The 17585-nt window shown below is 32.3% G+C and carries 16 protein-coding genes; 11 read left to right on the forward strand and 5 right to left on the reverse strand.

Annotated features, from left to right (window positions below; all coding sequences use genetic code 11):
* Positions 1–207 precede the first annotated feature (207 nt).
* The 6 genes from IEV77_RS07030 to IEV77_RS07055 all read left to right on the forward strand — a co-directional run bounded on the left by IEV77_RS07030 (position 208) and on the right by IEV77_RS07055 (position 7665).
* Entirely contained in the window at positions 208–933 is a 726-nt protein-coding gene (locus IEV77_RS07030; RefSeq protein WP_188463255.1) for a lipocalin family protein, read from the forward strand.
* 517 nt (positions 934–1450) lie between these two features.
* The gene (locus tag IEV77_RS07035) at positions 1451–2881 is read left to right on the forward strand and encodes an SDR family oxidoreductase (RefSeq protein ID WP_188463257.1); all 1431 of its coding nucleotides are present in this window, start codon (positions 1451–1453) and stop codon (positions 2879–2881) included.
* Positions 2882–3052: 171 nt separating this feature from the next.
* A complete protein-coding gene (locus tag IEV77_RS07040) occupies positions 3053–3859 on the forward strand; it encodes an alpha/beta fold hydrolase (protein ID WP_188463259.1) in 807 nt (268 codons plus the stop codon).
* Positions 3860–3869: 10 nt separating this feature from the next.
* Positions 3870–5078 (forward strand): ATP-binding protein, encoded by a 1209-nt coding sequence (locus IEV77_RS07045; RefSeq protein ID WP_373282345.1) that lies wholly within the window; start codon positions 3870–3872, stop codon positions 5076–5078.
* Positions 5079–5109: 31 nt separating this feature from the next.
* Positions 5110–6414, forward strand: a complete 1305-nt coding sequence (locus tag IEV77_RS07050) for an amidohydrolase family protein (protein ID WP_188463263.1) — start codon at positions 5110–5112, stop codon at positions 6412–6414.
* A gap of 69 nt (positions 6415–6483) precedes the next feature.
* A complete protein-coding gene (locus IEV77_RS07055; protein ID WP_188463265.1) occupies positions 6484–7665 on the forward strand; it encodes a serine hydrolase domain-containing protein in 1182 nt (393 codons plus the stop codon).
* A 77-nt stretch (positions 7666–7742) separates the two neighbouring features.
* Here IEV77_RS07055 and IEV77_RS07060 read toward each other — a convergent pair whose 3' ends face one another.
* Positions 7743–8420: a class I SAM-dependent methyltransferase gene (locus IEV77_RS07060; protein ID WP_188463267.1), complete on the reverse strand. Its 678-nt coding sequence runs from the start codon at positions 8418–8420 to the stop codon at positions 7743–7745.
* 271 nt (positions 8421–8691) lie between these two features.
* Here IEV77_RS07060 and IEV77_RS07065 point away from each other — a divergent pair, with 271 nt between their 5' ends.
* Positions 8692–9213 (forward strand): DUF8685 domain-containing protein, encoded by a 522-nt coding sequence (locus tag IEV77_RS07065; protein WP_188463269.1) that lies wholly within the window; start codon positions 8692–8694, stop codon positions 9211–9213.
* Between the two features lie 97 nt (positions 9214–9310).
* Here the strand turns inward: IEV77_RS07065 and IEV77_RS07070 are convergent, their stop codons facing one another.
* Both IEV77_RS07070 and IEV77_RS07075 read right to left on the reverse strand, forming a co-directional pair.
* Positions 9311–10033, reverse strand: coding sequence for a hypothetical protein (locus tag IEV77_RS07070; protein ID WP_188463271.1), 723 nt, complete (start codon positions 10031–10033; stop codon positions 9311–9313).
* 105 nt (positions 10034–10138) lie between these two features.
* Positions 10139–10747, reverse strand: a complete 609-nt coding sequence (locus tag IEV77_RS07075) for an acyl carrier protein phosphodiesterase (protein ID WP_188463273.1) — start codon at positions 10745–10747, stop codon at positions 10139–10141.
* A gap of 87 nt (positions 10748–10834) precedes the next feature.
* On the opposite strand from IEV77_RS07075, the gene glmM reads away from it, so the two are divergent.
* Complete coding sequence (glmM, locus tag IEV77_RS07080) at positions 10835–12220, forward strand: phosphoglucosamine mutase (protein ID WP_188463275.1); 1386 nt, start codon at positions 10835–10837, stop codon at positions 12218–12220.
* A gap of 322 nt (positions 12221–12542) precedes the next feature.
* On the opposite strand, the gene IEV77_RS07085 is transcribed toward glmM, so the two are convergent.
* Positions 12543–13433: a lysophospholipid acyltransferase family protein gene (locus IEV77_RS07085; protein WP_188463277.1), complete on the reverse strand. Its 891-nt coding sequence runs from the start codon at positions 13431–13433 to the stop codon at positions 12543–12545.
* Between the two features lie 62 nt (positions 13434–13495).
* On the opposite strand from IEV77_RS07085, the gene IEV77_RS07090 reads away from it, so the two are divergent.
* On the forward strand, positions 13496–14146 hold the full coding sequence (locus IEV77_RS07090) for a rhomboid family intramembrane serine protease (protein WP_188463279.1): 651 nt from the start codon (positions 13496–13498) through the stop codon (positions 14144–14146).
* 52 nt (positions 14147–14198) lie between these two features.
* On the opposite strand, the gene IEV77_RS07095 is transcribed toward IEV77_RS07090, so the two are convergent.
* Positions 14199–15326 (reverse strand): TlpA disulfide reductase family protein, encoded by a 1128-nt coding sequence (locus IEV77_RS07095; RefSeq protein ID WP_188463281.1) that lies wholly within the window; start codon positions 15324–15326, stop codon positions 14199–14201.
* A gap of 117 nt (positions 15327–15443) precedes the next feature.
* Between IEV77_RS07095 and mnmE the strand changes: the two genes are divergently transcribed.
* Positions 15444–16832, forward strand: coding sequence for a tRNA uridine-5-carboxymethylaminomethyl(34) synthesis GTPase MnmE (gene mnmE, locus IEV77_RS07100; RefSeq protein ID WP_188463283.1), 1389 nt, complete (start codon positions 15444–15446; stop codon positions 16830–16832).
* Positions 16833–16900: 68 nt separating this feature from the next.
* The gene (locus IEV77_RS07105; RefSeq protein WP_188463285.1) at positions 16901–17314 is read left to right on the forward strand and encodes an HYC_CC_PP family protein; all 414 of its coding nucleotides are present in this window, start codon (positions 16901–16903) and stop codon (positions 17312–17314) included.
* Positions 17315–17585: the final 271 nt, after the last annotated feature.

Genomic DNA, 17585 nt, shown 5'->3' on the forward strand with positions numbered 1-17585 from the left:
AAGACAAAGGTGCAAAGGTACGATTTTAGTAAGTAAAAATAAAGTAATGTGCTAACAGTTACTTGTTAATAACTGAGACCTAATTACGGAGGAATTCTTGTCAGCTATTTGATTGAAATTTATTAAGTTTGGAAGTAGGTATAAAAAAGTTATAAATAGGAGTACCAGTAGTCTATTCTTGTAATCAATTTTAATATAAAAAATAACATGTTCAACCTTAAAAGTATTTTCGCACTATTTTTTGTTTTAACAATCGTCGTTTCTTGTAAGAATGAACATGAGAGTCAAACAAACCAAAAAGAAATTGAACAAGAATCAACATTCAACTCAGATTTTCTTATTGGTTCTTGGGAAGATCAATCGGAAGCCGCTTTGGATTTTAGTTTATTTTTAGATGGCACTGCTAAATCTGATAATATGAAATCGCTTTTATATCAAAATTGGTACGTAAAAAACAACCAGCTTTATTTGACAGCGAAAAGTATGGGGAATGGAAGTTCTTCTCTTGATACCGAAATTTATGATGTACAGGAATTGGATGAAAATCATATGGTACTAAAAGGAGGCGAAATGATTTTCGAATATAAAAAGAGTAGCAAAAGCAATGAGGGAATTCCGGTTGGAGCTGATGAAACATTACCTGAACAAAAATCCAAAATATTAAAAGGAAAATTAACCTTAGGGCACGAAGCTAAAAGTTTTGAACCTTGTGGAAGTGATAAAGTATTTTGGGTTTCAGACAAAACCATGGAATTGGAAAAAGTATACAATGATTTAACGGAAGGTAAAAAACCATATACTCCAATTTTTACAGAAATTGAAGTTATAGATATGGGCAAATCGGTCGATGGTTTCCCAGCTGATTATAACAGCACCTATGAGGTGATAAATATTTTAGAGGCACGAATGGTGTCGGATAAAGATTGTGAATAAAAACGGTATTCATAAGTCGTATTAAACATAGAGCAAAACCCTTGTAATTAAAAACTAATTAGAAATTTCAAATTCCTAATGTCTAAAATAATTATTAGTATTTTGAATTAGTAAATTCAAGGATTGAACGAAAAAAATTGTAAATTGAAATCTTGTAAATCGGAATTTTAGGGTAAATTAGAAGCTCAAACAGAAAGATTTTAAAGAAAAAAAATAATTAAAAATATTAAAATATAAATATCATGGCAAAAAGTCAAGACGCAAAGAAAAACGTAAAAAAAGAATCTGCCAAAACTCCAAAAGAAAAAAAAGCAGAAAAAAGAGATAAGAAAGCTAAGAGAGGTTAGTAGCTCTAATTTGAGTACGTTTCCGAATTTATAATTACAGCGGATTAAAAAATAAATTAGAAAATCTTTAGTTCTGGATTGAAAAAATTCAAAATTTCAATTAAGAACTGAAGGGTAATATGTTGTACAATCAATTTAAACTATAGCTAAATTTGAGAATAAGACATTAAATGAAAATATTATTAACAGGTTCAACAGGATATATTGGAAAGCGACTGCTTCCCGTCCTCATTGAATTGGGTCATGAAGTAGTTTGTTGTGTCAGGGATCCAAAGAGATTCAATCCTCCAGAATCTTTAAAAGAAAACATTACAGTTCTTAAATTAGACTTGTTAGATGAAAAGTCTTTAGAAAATATTCCAGAAGATATTGATGCCGCATATTATTTAGTCCACTCCATGTCATCATCTGGTGATTATGAGTCTATGGAAGAAAATTCAGCCATAAACTTTAGAAAAGCTCTTAAAAGAACCCAAGTCAATCATGTTATTTATTTAAGTGGGATTGTAAATGAAACTGAACTCTCTAAGCATTTATCATCAAGAAAAAATGTGGAATTGGAACTTAGCAAAGGGGACTATAATTTTACAGCATTAAGAGCCGGAATAATTATTGGGTCGGGGAGTGCTTCTTTTGAAATTATAAGAGATTTAGTCGAAAAACTACCTCTCATGGTCACTCCAAAATGGCTAAATACGAAATGCCAACCTATCGGGATTTCAGATGTTATTGCCTTTCTTTCCAAATCATTACTCAACCCGAAAACCTTTAATCAGAATTTTGATATTGGCGGTCCTGATATATTGACTTATAAAAATATGCTCTTGGATTTTGCAGAAGTTCGCAATCTCAAGCGTAAAATTTTTATTGTTCCAATAATGACACCCAAGCTTTCTTCTTATTGGTTATATTTTGTTACTTCCACGTCTTATAAACTTGCCACATCTTTAGTGCATAGTATGAAAATAGAAGTGGTTTGCCGAGATAATCACTTAAATTCTATTCTTGGAGTTACTCCTTTAAGCTATAAAGAATGCTTAAAAAGAGCTTTTAGTAAAATTGAAAGTAATGAAATCCTTTCAAGCTGGAAAGATGCCTATTCCAGTAGTGGTTTGAGTTTTAATATCTCAGATTTTATTGAAGTTCCTACTTTTGGATGTTTTAAAGATAATAGAACGATGCCAATCGAAAATCGAGACTTTACTATTAACAAAATATGGAGTATTGGTGGTACAACTGGTTGGTATTATGGCAACTTTTTGTGGAAAACTAGAGGTTTTATTGATAAATTGTTTGGTGGTGTCGGACTTAGACGAGGAAGAACAAATCCATCTGCTATAAACGTTGGAGATTCTATCGATTTTTGGCGCGTATTATATGCTAATAAGGAAGAAGGTCGTTTGCTTTTATTTGCTGAAATGAAACTGCCAGGAGAAGCTTGGCTAGAATTTAAAGTGGTTGACAAACAGCTTACTCAAACAGCAACTTTTAGACCTTTAGGTTTAGCAGGAAGGTTATATTGGTATGCCGTATTTCCTTTTCATGGGTTTATATTCAAAGGAATGTTAAAACAAATTACAGCAATGCCTAAAGATTATTAAAGTGAATATTATGTAATCCATTTTAACCAGTTTCGTCATGACGTTTTTCTTAATCGGAAAACAGTCATTCAACTATCATATTAAAGTTAAAATAGGATTAATTATTTTTTTTGTTGCATACTACCAAAATGTATATTTTTGTAATAGGACCTTAGTCTCTAAAAAAAAACGATGCAGGATATTATTAAACGAAACAATATTACCATTAAAGGCAAAGGTGAAAAAACGATGCTTTTTGCACATGGATTTGGATGCGACCAAAACATGTGGCGGTTTATAACTTCTGATTTTGAAGAAAATTACAAGATGGTACTTTTTGATTATGTTGGTTGTGGAAAATCAGATCTTGCTGCTTACAATTTTGAAAGATATTCCAACTTGCAAGGATATGCACAGGACATACTAGAAATTTGCTCGGCTCTTGAACTAAAAGAGGTCATATTTGTTGGTCATAGCGTTAGTTCTATGATTGGTCTTTTGGCAGCCATAGAACAACCCAATATATTTTCAAGTATGATTTTTATTGGTCCTTCTGCACGGTACGTAAATGATTCTGATTATATAGGAGGTTTTTCTACTGAAGATCTAGAAGGCTTATTAGAGGTCATGGATAACAATTATATAGGTTGGTCCAATTTTTTTGCCCCTGTGGTGATGAAAAATGAAGACAAACCGGAATTGACAAAAGAACTCGAAGAAAGTTTTTGCTCCACAGATCCTGTTATTACACGCAGGTTTGCCGAAGTCACATTTTTTTCTGATAACCGCGACGATCTTCCAAACCTTTCTCAACCCTGTTTAATATTGCAATGTTCGGAAGATTCGATTGCGTCCGATGAAGTTGGACTATATGTTCACAAGCAAATTCAAAATAGTACCTTTAAAAAAATGAAAGCGACCGGACATTGTCCACAAATGAGCCATCCTCAAGAAACCATAGAACTGATTCAAAATTTTTTAAAACAGCAATCTTATTAAGGACGATTCGATAAACCAGAATTCAGGGCACAATTTTTACGATGCTATTCCATGTTTTTTATTTTCATTTTCGGAATCTGGAAAAATTATAAAAATGAATGCCGAAATGCGCTCGAAATTGGGTTTGGAGCCAAAGCAAGCCCTTGGTTTACAATTGGAAGATTTATTGACTGTTGGAAGCAAAATATTTTATCAAACTCATTTTTATCCCATGATAAAAATGCAAAATACCGCTCGCGAAATCTATCTCTCCTTTAAAGGAATCCATGGCGCCATTCCTGTTTTATTAAATGTCGAAGTACAACATTTGGCTGGCGAGATAGAAATTATTTGTGGAGGAATGGAAATCTCCAATCGGAACCGTTATGAAAAGGAATTAATTGAAGCAAAAAAAGAAGCCGAGGTTGCCTTAAACGAAAATGCCGAACTTAAGAAAGTTAAAAATGCATTGGTAGAACAACAGCAAATTTTAGAATCTCAATTTAGAAAACTAAAATCTCTAAAACAACAACAACAGGAAGTATTCAAATTAATTGCACACGACCTGCAAGAACCGCTACGCAAGTCCATTTTCTTTAGTGATTATATTCTGACTAAAATTAAAGGATTGCCAAAAGATGCTATGGCGCGTTTGGAGAAAATTAGTGGCTTTAGTTCCCAGATGAGTGACATGTTACTTACCTTGTTGCGATATAAAGAAATTGAAGATGTAACATTAAACTATCGTAAAATAGATTTGCCGGTATTAATTAAAAATGCCATCGAGGAGTTGAATATTCAAAACGATAAGAAAATATCGGTGACGTATCCTTCCACAAGTCCTGAATTCTATGGAGATAATCGTATGATTACGCGCCTTATTGTTGAACTGTTGAAAAATTCACGAAGCGATAAAAACCCAGAAAACAAATTACTAACGATTCAGATTTCTGCTATAGAAACTTTAAAAAACAGTTTTTTAGAAGTTTCAGATAAGTATCAATATGATAAATTTATAAAAATCACTTATGTAGACAATGGTTTGGGTTTTCGGTCCAATTTTTCTGAAATTATTAAAGAATCTGAGCACTTTAATAAAATAAATATTGGTCTTGCCTATTGCAAACAAATTGTAGAAAAACATTCAGGAACTATTGTTGCGACATCTAAAAAAGGAGCAGGAGTCAATTATACCATCTTACTTCCCATACTAGATTCTAGTGAGGTTTCAAAACCTTAATTTAATTATTACCAATTAATTAATAAATAAGATGAACCATAAAACATTTATATTAGGCTTTTTAACTGTCGTGTTTACTTCTTTAACTATCAATGCACAGTTTCATTTTGAAACCTATGCCTTGCAAAATGTGAACATCATTGATGTAAATACTCAACAAATACTTTCTGATTATACCATAGTCATTCATAAAGATTTAATAAGTAATATTCTTCCTTCAAAAGATTATGTTTCTAATGATTCTATTCAATCCATAAATACAGTAAAAGGAAAATTTGTTGTTCCAGGATTAATAGATGCACATGTTCATTTCGCCACAGATCCAACGGCAGAGCGAAGAGATGAGGCTGAAAAAGTACTTCAAGAAATGTTATTATCAGGTATTACCTCTGTGCGAGATATGGCGGGAGATACTAGAGCTTTATCAAGTCTGTCAAGAGATGCTTGGGTAGGCGATATTGATGCGCCAAATATTTATTATTCTTCCTTAATGGCAGGAACAACGTTTTTTGCAGATCCAAGAACTATAGCCTCAGCACAAGGAGGTAAAAGTGGCGAAATGCCTTATATGAAAGCTATTGATGATAATTCAAACATAAGTTTAGAAGTAGCACAAGCAATAGGAACTGGAGCCCATGGCATTAAGTTATATGCTAATTTAACTCCAAAGCAAATCAATAAAATAGTTGAAGAAGCTAAAAAGCAACATATTCCTGTTTGGTCGCATGCGGCTCATAACCCAACAAAACCTTCAGAGATTATTCCAAGTGGTGTGATTTCAGTTTCTCATGCTAATTTATTGCTTTATGAGAATGTTATGGAGAATAAAGAATTGGTAAACTCTTGGAAAGCACATGAAGCAACTGAAAATGACGCCTTGTATTGGGATGAAGAATTTAATGCATTAGATTTTTCAAATATATACAACCTCATGATTAAATACGATGTGGTTTTTGACCCAACACTTACTGTGTTTGAAAGATATAATGAAAAACAAGAAACAAAATGGCTTTATCAGATTAGTAAAAGAATGATAAAGCAGGCGCATGAAGCTGGTGTTAAAGTTGCAGCAGGTAGTGATTCCGATCAAGCAACTTTTGTGCAATATGAAATGAAATTATTAGTAAATGAAAGCGATTTCAGTCCGATGGATGCCTTAGTGTCTGCAACAAAATATGCGGCCATGGCTACTGGAATTTTAAAAGATGAAGGAACCATTGAAAAAGGAAAAAAAGCAAATTTACTTTTCCTTAATTCCAATCCAATTGATAATGTGGATCATATTGATACCGTTTATTTGGTTATTAAAAATGGAAAACTATATAACTCAAACTAAAGTTCTGTTTAACTAACTGAACTTTTTTTAATTATAATATGAGTCAAGACTAAAGAATTATAGCTGTAAATGAATAAACTTTTAACTTACATATTAATTTTTCTTCCATCCTTCATCTTTTCTCAAAAAGTAAATGATTCCTTGACCAAAGAATTGACGGAATTATCTCTTAAAAATTCAATTATTGGATTTTCTGTAGCCATTGTTAATCAAGACCGTATTTTATATGCAAAAGGGTTTGGTTATTCTAACAAAGAAAAAAAGCAACCTTATACAAAAAATACGGTGCAACCCATTGCTTCCATTTCTAAAACACTGGTAGGTGTTGCGTTAATGAAAGCTCAAGAATTGGGAAAGCTAAATTTAGATGATGATATCAACGATTATTTACCATTTAAAATTATCAATCCTTATTTTCCACAAAGCAAAATAACCATTCGTAACCTTGCAACACATTCTTCTGGGTTGAAAGATTCGCGCAATTATTCTAAAACAATGCTTGTTAAAGAATATTCTAATCTGTCCAAAGAAACAAGAAGATACCTATCAAATAATTGGTGTAGAAAATGTGAAGAAAACACAAAGTTGTCGATGGATGATTTTATCAAAAACATTTATAATACGCAGGGAGAATGGTATAAGCAAACACATTTTTTAGAAGAACCTACAGGCACTTATTATCATTATTGCAATAATAATGCAACTATTGCCGCAATTATAATCGAACAAGCTACTGGAGAAAGCTATTCTGATTTTGTAGAAAAACAGATTACCAAACCTTTAAATATGACAAACTCAAATTGGGTTTTTCAAGGGCCAATTTCTGATGATGTGGCTATGCTTTATGCTAAAAAGGTTCCCTTGCCAGAAATGGAAGATATCACCTATCCAGATGGTAGTTTTGTAACCAATGTTGTCGATTTTGGAAATTACATGTCAACAATGATTAGTGGCTATTCTGGAGAAGACAATATTTTAAATGCAGAGAGTTACAAGGAAATGATGACCCAACAAATAAACACAGAATTTGAGTCCGGAATTTTTTGGGAAGTAACCACTAAATGGATTGGACATAGTGGCGGACACGCCGGAACTTCAACTTATGCTTATTTTGACAAAGAAAATTTAGTAGGTTTTATTCTCTTTGGGAATACTACTGATACTAAAAGTATTGATGATGAAGACCTAGAAATTGTTAGAGTGCTGCAAAGATATGCAACTAAGGAAACTCAGTTTTTGTCAAATAATTGAATTATGAAAATAGATGTATATGCCAAATTTATTTGTTTTAAAAAACTTAAGTATATCAAATGAAGAATAAAAGCTGTTTAAAATAGTTGATACATCGTCGTTACTATTAACCCTTTGTTTTCTTCCAAAACAACAGATACTAATTCTTTTTCTTCCTTTACTTTAAAATTAAAAGGAGCTGCTAAAATATTTAAACCACTTTGTTTTTTTAATCTAATTCCTTGTCCTGAAATAATATCCTGATTGGGAGTGAAATTTCCTTCAGGCAAATGCTCTGTTAAAATAATATATTTAAAAGGAGTTAATTTAGTTAGAACACTTTGTACTTCGGCATTGGATAGATGTTGTAGCACTTGTCTTAATAAAACACAATCTCCAGAAGGGAAATGGTCTACAGCAATATCTAAACAGTGGAATTCTAAATTTTCTTTTTTAAATGTCTCTCTATTATAATTAATAAGGTCGGTTACAATATCAACAGCCACATACTTTTTTGTATGCTTCACCAATTGTTTTCCTATATTAAAATCGCCACAACCTAAATCGCAAACCACTAAAGGACTGTCGAAAGATGTTAAAAAGCTAGTTAAAGCGTCTATATACGGATATACTAAATCTGGATGATGAGATCCAGCTCCTGAATAAAAATCAGCATCGTTGCTACCCCAAAGTTTCATTTCGTAAACCTGTTCCATAGCCTTCTTAGTTGGCCATGGCTTCTTTAAATTTTTATTACCCTTTTCTATCTTTTTCATAAACATGCCATGAACCATACAGACCATATAAGCCTTAAAATATATTCAAAATCCTCTATTAAAACAAACGTACAAATTATAGGGTTTAGTCCATTGCATAATATGGATAACTCTTAAATAAAAACAAATTACAGCGGGTAAGTCTATTTTTAGGTAGCTAATTGAAGGTATCATGTTTTATGAAAAAATGGGTTTCAATACAAACAGATTTATTATAATTGTATTTAAATAATAAATTGCCACTTAGGTGGGAAAGACTAAAGTTATAAAGATGCAAATACTAGGAATAAGTTCAAGAATCAATCATCCAGAATTTGGAAAAGGGGTAGTGACTAATGTCACCTCAAAACATTATTGGGTAACTTTTATAGACAGTGGATTAGAAACTATAGAAATAGATTCTCAATTTGAAATCATTGAAGCTGCGGAAAATGATGTGGATGCAGTAAGTTTTGCAGACGTGGAAAGTAGTTTGGTTCAAATATTAAAACGTTGGAGCGATGTTACGGAAGTCGTTCATATTGCTGATAAATGGAAAGGCGGGAAACTAATTTTAGCCCCGGGAGACAGTAACTTAAAGTCAACCGAAATACCAATAGATACTTTCTTTCATAAAATAACCATGGTTCGTGATAGACTGCGTGTTATGGAACAAAAAATAAATTCTAGTAACTTAAGTGAACAAGAAAAAATAGACTTGCAGCAATATCTTACCAGAAGTTATGGAAGTTTAACCACATTTAATGTGTTGTTTAAACTGAAAGAGCAACAGTTTGTTGGGCAGAGAAGTTAAGTAAACAGTCTTAGTCTCAGTTTACAGTCGGTCATTTTGTGAGTAGAACACTGAACACTGAACACTGAACACTGAGATTGAGACTGAGACTGAAAACTCATTCCGTACCTTTAATATTATCCATCTCTAAACCAAAGAGAAGCATTTTATGAAATGTTGGCAGTTGTGCCCCGCTTTCGGTTTTTGTCCAATTGGACCAGGAAGCTTCAAGGCCACCAATGGGTAAAATATCGACCCACATTCTGAAACTTTTAGGTTTACCATTTTCTTTAAGCAACCATAAATAGGAATCGCCAGGAGTGGAACCACCAGAAGTATAAGTTATTAAAAGCGCTTGTTCGCCATCTTTGGTAGTAACTAAACGTCTTTCCGTGTCTTTGTCGAAAACTTTATAAGGAGCAACTAGCCAAAAAGAATCGTTATTGAAATAAATTGTTGCTTGATCTATAAGTTCTTGAGCTTGTTGATCATGCACTCTAAAACTGTGAATAAATGCTTTACTTTCGGAAGGATTGTTTAGTTGTAGTTCTACTTTATAATCTTTCCAGAATACTGTACAGATGTTTTTATCCTTTTGCCATTCGTAATGATGTCTTTTTTTAAAAGTCCATTCCAGGTAGTTCGTGTTTTTATAAGCCTCATAATCTAGAGATTCTAGCATTTTAGTTGCAAGTGCATCCGCTTGTTCTCCTTGAATCCCTGTTGGAAGATCTTCATTGTATTTAAAATAAACAAACCCAAAGAATACTAAAGTAGGAAGTGTTAGGAACACAATAACGCCTAAAACTATTTTAAGAATGCGTTTCGTTTTTTTTGCCATATTTCTGGGGTGTTGGTTTAGCTAATTAGTAAATATATTAAGTCTAAAGTTATCATGCAATAGATATTCTTAGATACCTTTTTACTTTTTAGACATACCTTGGTTTTACAAATTATTTTGATATTGTAACGAAATTGTTTTTAGCTTTTCTTTTGAAAAAATAATGAGTTCTTCAAAAAACAAGGTGAATTCATTTTCAAATTCACTGTAAAATTCTACAAGTTCTTTGGTGGCTTTGTTCATTCCAGACACATATTTTGTGCGTCGATTCATTCCTTCTAATACAAGTTGAATACCATCAATAGAGGCATAACTAAGGAGCCAATTGTCAGCTATCATAAAAGGCATCATCTTTTGAGTTCTTAATGGCAGGACTTCAAAATGGGTTTCGAGGTTTGCATAGAAATTTTCTATATACTCCTCCAAAGGAACTTCAGAATATTTTGCCCAATTTTTAGCTAGAAAATGATCGTATAAAATATCGACAATCACGCCACTATAATGACTGTAATTTTTGTGAAGCCTTTTCGTGCTTTGTCTTACTATGGGGTGAGCATCTGTAAACGTATCTATTTCGCGATGGAGAAGAATACCAATTTGTACCTGATTAGGATATTTGTGGTATTTATTACCTCGAATGCCATCAGCCATAAAATTCCCTATGGTTATAAGTTCGTTATTTCCGGAAAGATAAATGTGTGCAAGAAAATTCATTCTGTGAATTTACACATTACTGACTAAAATTTGCCATTTGATTTACATTTTGTAATTGTATCTTTGTTGAAATAAAACAAACTATTTATGACATTAATAAAATCTATATCAGGAATTCGTGGAACCATTGGAGGTGAAGTAGGAGAAAATTTAACACCTATTGACGCTGTTAAGTTTGCTTCGGCTTATGGTATTTGGTTAAAACAACAACGCAACAAAGAACATTACAGAGTTGTGGTTGGTCGTGATGCCAGGATTTCAGGAGAAATGATACAGAATTTGGTAATGAATACGCTTGTTGGTTTGGGAATTCATGTTATTGATTTAGGTTTGTCTACCACACCAACGGTTGAAATTGCTGTACCTATGGAACATGCAGATGGTGGGATTATTTTAACGGCAAGCCATAATCCGAAACAATGGAATGCTTTAAAGTTACTAAATGAAAAAGGAGAGTTTCTAAATGGAGAAGAAGGGGCAAAGATTTTAGAGATTGCTGAAAGTGATAGCATGTCTTTTTCTGATGTGGATAGCTTAGGGAAAATAACTAAAAACCAAGCTTATATTGATTTACATATAGATGAAGTATTAAAATTAAAACTAGTAAATAAAAAAGCCATAGAAGCAGCAGATTTTAAGGTGGTTGTCGATGGTGTGAATTCTACAGGAGGTATTGCCATTCCATTATTGTTAGAACGTTTGGGAGTACATACCGTTAAATTGTATTGTGAACCTAATGGCCATTTTCCGCATAATCCAGAACCTTTAAAAGAGCATTTAACAGATTTATCTGAAGCCGTTGTAAAAGAAAGAGCAGATTTTGGGATTGTAGTGGATCCAGATGTAGATAGATTGGCTTTTATGGACGAAAAAGGGGAGATGTTTGGTGAAGAATATACCTTAGTGGCTTGTGCGGATTATGTATTAAGTAAAACGCCAGGAAATACGGTAAGCAATATGAGTTCTACAAGAGCTCTTAGAGATGTTACCGAAAAACATGGAGGAAACTATGAAGCCAGTGCTGTTGGCGAAGTAAACGTCGTTGAGCTTATGAAAAAGAATAACGCTGTTATTGGAGGCGAAGGGAATGGAGGTATTATCTATCCAGAATCTCATTATGGACGTGATGCTTTGGTTGGTGTGGCTTTGTTTTTGAGTTTGTTGGCTGAAAAACGTATGAAAGTAAGTGAACTAAGAGCTAGTTATCCGAGTTATTTTATGAGTAAAAAGAAGATAGAGCTAACACCCGAATTGGATGTGGATGCGATTCTTAAAAAAATGGAAGCTAAATATGCCCATGAAACCTTAACGACTGTTGATGGAGTTAAAATAGATTTCGCTACTAGTTGGGTACATCTACGTAAAAGTAACACAGAGCCTATTATTAGAGTATATACAGAGGCTCCTTCTCAACAAGAGGCAGATGCATTAGCAAAAAAGATTATTTCGGAAATAAATAGTATTTCAAAATAATGTATCCTTACCATAATAAAATTAAACAACGAATTAGTAATAAGGAATTAGTAAGTTATGAATATGTAGAAAAGTATAAAAAAATGGAACCTTGTTTGCTTTTATATTTTAATACAGAACCAAAAATAAGGCCGATTAGAGAACATCGTTTTGAAGAATACGAAGCTTTTTTTAAGAATCTGTAGTTTTATTTAAATATGTTACATTACAACGGAATCTTGAGTTGTTTCATGAAATTTAACGAAGCTTCACTTAACAAAATAGAGAGTTGCCTTTAAAATTTAACGACAATCAACTTAACAGCAAACAACTTAAAAACATACTATGTATAGTTCTCAGGAACTTTGTCTCTGTGTTTCCAACGTTTATGTGTCCATAGGTAATACTCAGGAGCTTCGTAGATTTGTTCTTCCACCAATTTTAGAAATTGATCTGTAATTTCATAGTCTGGATAATCCATCGGATTATAAGCAAGGGTTTTGAAGGTGGTTTCATAAAAACCACGCTTTAACTTTTTAACGCCAAAAAATACGACAGACATATCTGTTTTTTTAGCTATCATTTCGGCACCTGTATGTACTGGGACAGTTATTCCCATAAACTTAGTCCAATGAAAAGCTTTGTCGTGCTTTGGAGATTGGTCTGACGCAAAACCACAAACGCTAACTTCACCTTTTTCTTTAGCATCCATTAGAACAGAAATAGTCTCTTTGGTTGTAATTAGATGGCTGTTGTATTTCGCACGAATACGTTTTACTAATCGGTCAAAATATTTATTGGCAAGACGCTTATAAATAGCATAACCTTTGACATTCATATAAGTTTGAAGAATAAAAATCCATTCCCAACTTCCGTAATGTGCACACATTAGCGCGATACTTCTATTTTCTTTTTCAAGTTGTTGAATTAATTCAATATTAGAAAAGGTAAAGTGTTTCTTCATTTCAGCTTCCGAAATAGTCATCGATTTAATAGATTCCACAACCATATCACATAAATGATGGTAGAATTTTTTAGTGATGGTTTTAATTTCTTTTTCAGATTTATCAGGAAATACCAGATGTAAATTCTCATTGACAGTTTTCCTTCTATAGCCTATAATATGGTAGATTAGCACATAAATCCCATCAGAAAAAAGATATAGTAATTTAAAAGGTAAGATGGAAATTAACCATAAAATCGGATAAATTAAAATGTAAGCAAGAAATTGCATGAAATAATTTTAGATTTGCAAAAACAAATATAGTTATAATTAAAAAATAACGATTAGAATATATGGGCAATTTAAGTATAGTGTTATTAGTGATTATAGCGGCAAATGCAATTATCTCTTTTAAAGGGTTTAGCGATTTTGCGTTTTTCGAGAAATATAAGTTTAGTGTTGGAGGTATTCTTAGAGGAGAAAAGTTTAGAATGTTTAGTTCTGGGTTTCTACATGTAGATATGGGGCATTTGTTTTTTAACATGTTTACCTTATATATTTTTGCAGATATTGTAGTGTCTTACCTAGGGAACTTACATTTTTTAATTGTTTACATAGGAAGTCTTTTGTTAGGAAGTTTATTATCTTTTTATTTTCATAAAAATGAATATCATTATAGTGCGGTAGGAGCTAGTGGGGCTGTTATGGGAATTGTGTATTCAGCTATTCTTTTACAGCCAAATATGAGTTTGTATTTGTTTTTTATACCTATCCCAATTCCTGCATATATTTTTGGAATTGGTTACCTATTGTATTCTATGTATGGCATGAAAAAACAATTAGGAAACATTGGTCACGATGCCCATTTTGGTGGAGCCATTGGAGGTTATGTTATTACCTTAATGTTAGCCTCTTGGTTATTTAAAGAGCATTTATTAATGATAGTTTTATTAGCTATTCCAATTGTGTTATTATTTGTTTTGAAAAAACTTGGTAAGATATAAAACAAAAAAGCCTTTCAAATTTGAAAGGCTTTTTTTATAAAATCTTTTTTAATTAATTCAATAATTCTGCAATTTTAGCATCAAGAGCTTCACCTCTTAAATTTTTAGCAACAATTCTGCCTTCACTATCCAATATAAAGGTGGCAGGAATAGATTGAATGTTATATTGTTTAGCAATAGGGTCATTAAAATAAGCCAAGTTAGATACTTGGTGCCAAGTTAACTTATCTTTTTCAATAGCTTGAACCCATAATGCTTTAGCATCTTTTTGGTTAGGAGCTCCATCTAAAGACACACCAATAATTTCAAGACCTTTGTCGTGATACTTTTCATATACTTTAACCACATTCGGGTTTTCTTTTCTACAAGGTCCACACCAAGCCGCCCAAAAATCGATGATGGTAACTTTGCCTTTTATTTCTGATAATGATACAGCAGTTCCATCAGGATTTGGAGCAGTAAAATCTGGAGCTAAGCCACCAACTTCTGTTGCACCTCTTGATATGTTTAAACTTACAAGCTCTCCAAAATTACTTGAAACCACTTCGCTAGAAAATGTGTTGAATATTGCTTCTGCATCAGCTACACTAATGCCTTGACTTACCATTATATTCCCTAAAATGGCTGCGCTTGTTACTAAATCAGTATTATTTTTTACCAATTCTAGGTTTCTAGCATTGGATGCTTCCATCATATTTTTAAAATCCAATCTAATTTGATCAATCTCTACATTATTCATTTCGTTTTTTGCAATTCTGTAACGGTGACTAAACTCTGTGTTTTTCATGTTTAAAAACTCAGATTCTTTCTGGTATAATTTTAAAAGATCATTTTCCTTGCTACCAGTAGTTACAGATTTTGGAAGACTGTCCTTGTAAAAAGTTATAGCCATTTTTTTATTTTCAACCATAATCGGAAAAACATCTTTAACTCCATCAATTGTTATATAATACATATCAGGAGAATCAATTGAACCTTTAAAAACTATTTTACCGTTTTCTACTGTAGTGGAATCTAAAATAATTTCTTTTTCTTTATAAAAACTAATTAATTTTGCTTCACGGTTATTGATTTCAGCATCTATTTGGCCTTCAATCAAGAAACCGTTTAAGGGTTGTTCTTCCTTGCATGAAAATAAGGTTAAAAGCAGTAATAAAAATGAGATCGTGTTTCTTAACATGGGTAATATAGTTTAAATTATTTTTTGCAAATATAATATGATTTTGAAACTTAACTTGTTAAGAATAGCTTAATAAATAGTCCTTTTTTTGTGCTAGTATTTTAGTATTTTTGCAAGATGAATCAAAACGACACTATTATTGCTTTAGCTACAGCTTCTGGAGCAGGAGCAATTGCTATTATTCGTTTATCTGGAAATGATGCGATATCTATTGCTTCGAAATTATTTAAATCGATTCACCAAAAAGATTTAACCAAACAAGTAACACATAGCATTCATCTCGGACATATCATGGATGGCAATAGGACTATTGACGAGGTTTTAGTGTCTTTGTTTAAAAATCCAAAATCTTATACTGGGGAAAATGTAGTCGAAATAAGTTGTCATGGCTCTGTCTATATTCAACAAGAAATTTTGCAATTGTTTTTAAGAAATGGTTGTCGCATGGCTGATGCAGGGGAATTTACGCTACGTGCTTTTCTAAATGGAAAGCTGGATTTAAGTCAAGCAGAAGCTGTAGCCGATTTAATTTCTAGTGATAATGAAGCGTCTCATCAAATTGCTATGCAACAAATGCGTGGTGGTTTTTCTAGTGAAATAGCCAAGCTACGAGAAGAACTCTTAAACTTTGCATCCTTAATTGAGCTAGAACTGGATTTCGCAGAAGAAGATGTTGAATTTGCCGATAGAACCCAATTTAGAGATTTAGTGGAACGCATTAGTTTTGTTTTAAAACGCTTAATAGATTCTTTTGCTGTTGGAAATGTCATTAAAAATGGAATTCCGGTGGCTATTGTTGGTGAACCCAACGTTGGAAAATCCACTTTATTAAATGCTTTGTTAAACGAAGAGCGTGCTATTGTTTCAGAAATTGCAGGTACTACAAGAGATACCATTGAAGACGAAATTTCTATTGGAGGCATTGGTTTCCGTTTTATTGATACGGCAGGAATACGAGATACAAAGGATGTTGTTGAAAGTATAGGAATTAAAAAAACCTTCGAAAAAATTGAGCAGGCACAAGTGGTAATTTATTTGTTTAGCTCCGAAGAATTTAAGGTTCAAAGCTCCAAGTTTAAAGTGGAGTTGGAGAAAATTAAAAACAAGTACCCATTAAAACCACTTATCGTAATTGCTAATAAAATTGATAAAGTTGACGATGTGCTTCTTGCTAATATGCAAAAGGAGATCCCTGATATTCATTTATTATCTGCAAAAACAGGTCTAGGTGTTGAAGAACTAACTAATAAACTTCTTAATTTAATCAATACGGGTGCGCTTAGAAATAACGAAACCATTATTACAAATACAAGACATTACGATGCTTTGCTAAAAGCTTTAGAAGAAATCCAGAAAGTGAAATATGGGTTAGATTCTGGAATCTCTGGAGATTTGATGGCTATTGATATTAGAGAAGCCCTATATCAGTTTGGGTTAATAACTGGGAATGTCACTAACGACGAGCTTTTAGGGAATATTTTTGCCAATTTTTGTATTGGTAAATAATTTCACATTTTATAAAAATGTGTTAAAAATAACATGCATTATTAAAATTTCATACCTTTGTTACTTATATGAAAAAAGTATTCCATAAAATCATGTCTTTGTCAATGGCTTTTGTAGTGTTATTCTCTACGATGTCGTTTACAATTGATATGCATTATTGTGGAGGTACTTTAATGGATACTGCTATTTTCCAAAAAATAGAAACCTGCGGTATGGAAATGGAAAAACCTTTAGGTGAAGGTTGTTCTATTTCTAAAAAGAATTGTTGTAATGATGAACAAGTTATTGTTGCTGGTCAAGACCAATTGCAATTACATGTTGACAGCATTTCTTTTGAGCAACAGGTATTTATAGCTTCATTTGTATACACATATATCAACCTTTTTGAAGGTTTAGATGCTAATGTCTCTACTTTCGAAGAATATGACCCACCACTCGTCAGAAAACAAATCTACAAGTTTGACGAGACTTATTTAATTTGATTTTTAAACAATAGACTGTGTTATCCTATAATTGTTATGTTATACGGATGATTTCTTGTATTCGGTATTTTCATATATCGAATGAATTTTAAAATGATTGATAGTGAATTTGAATTATATTTTCTTTAGATAAAATAGAAAATATAAACATAGCCATAGTTACGGTTCTATTTTATCTTGAAATATAAAGGAAATAGAAACTAATTCAATCGATTATTTTGAAGTTTATTAGGTATTCCACCCATGTCTAACTGTTTAATAATCAAACTTC

Origin of the sequence: Xanthomarina arctica, assembly GCF_014638915.1 — a bacterium.
GTDB lineage: Bacteria > Bacteroidota > Bacteroidia > Flavobacteriales > Flavobacteriaceae > Xanthomarina > Xanthomarina arctica.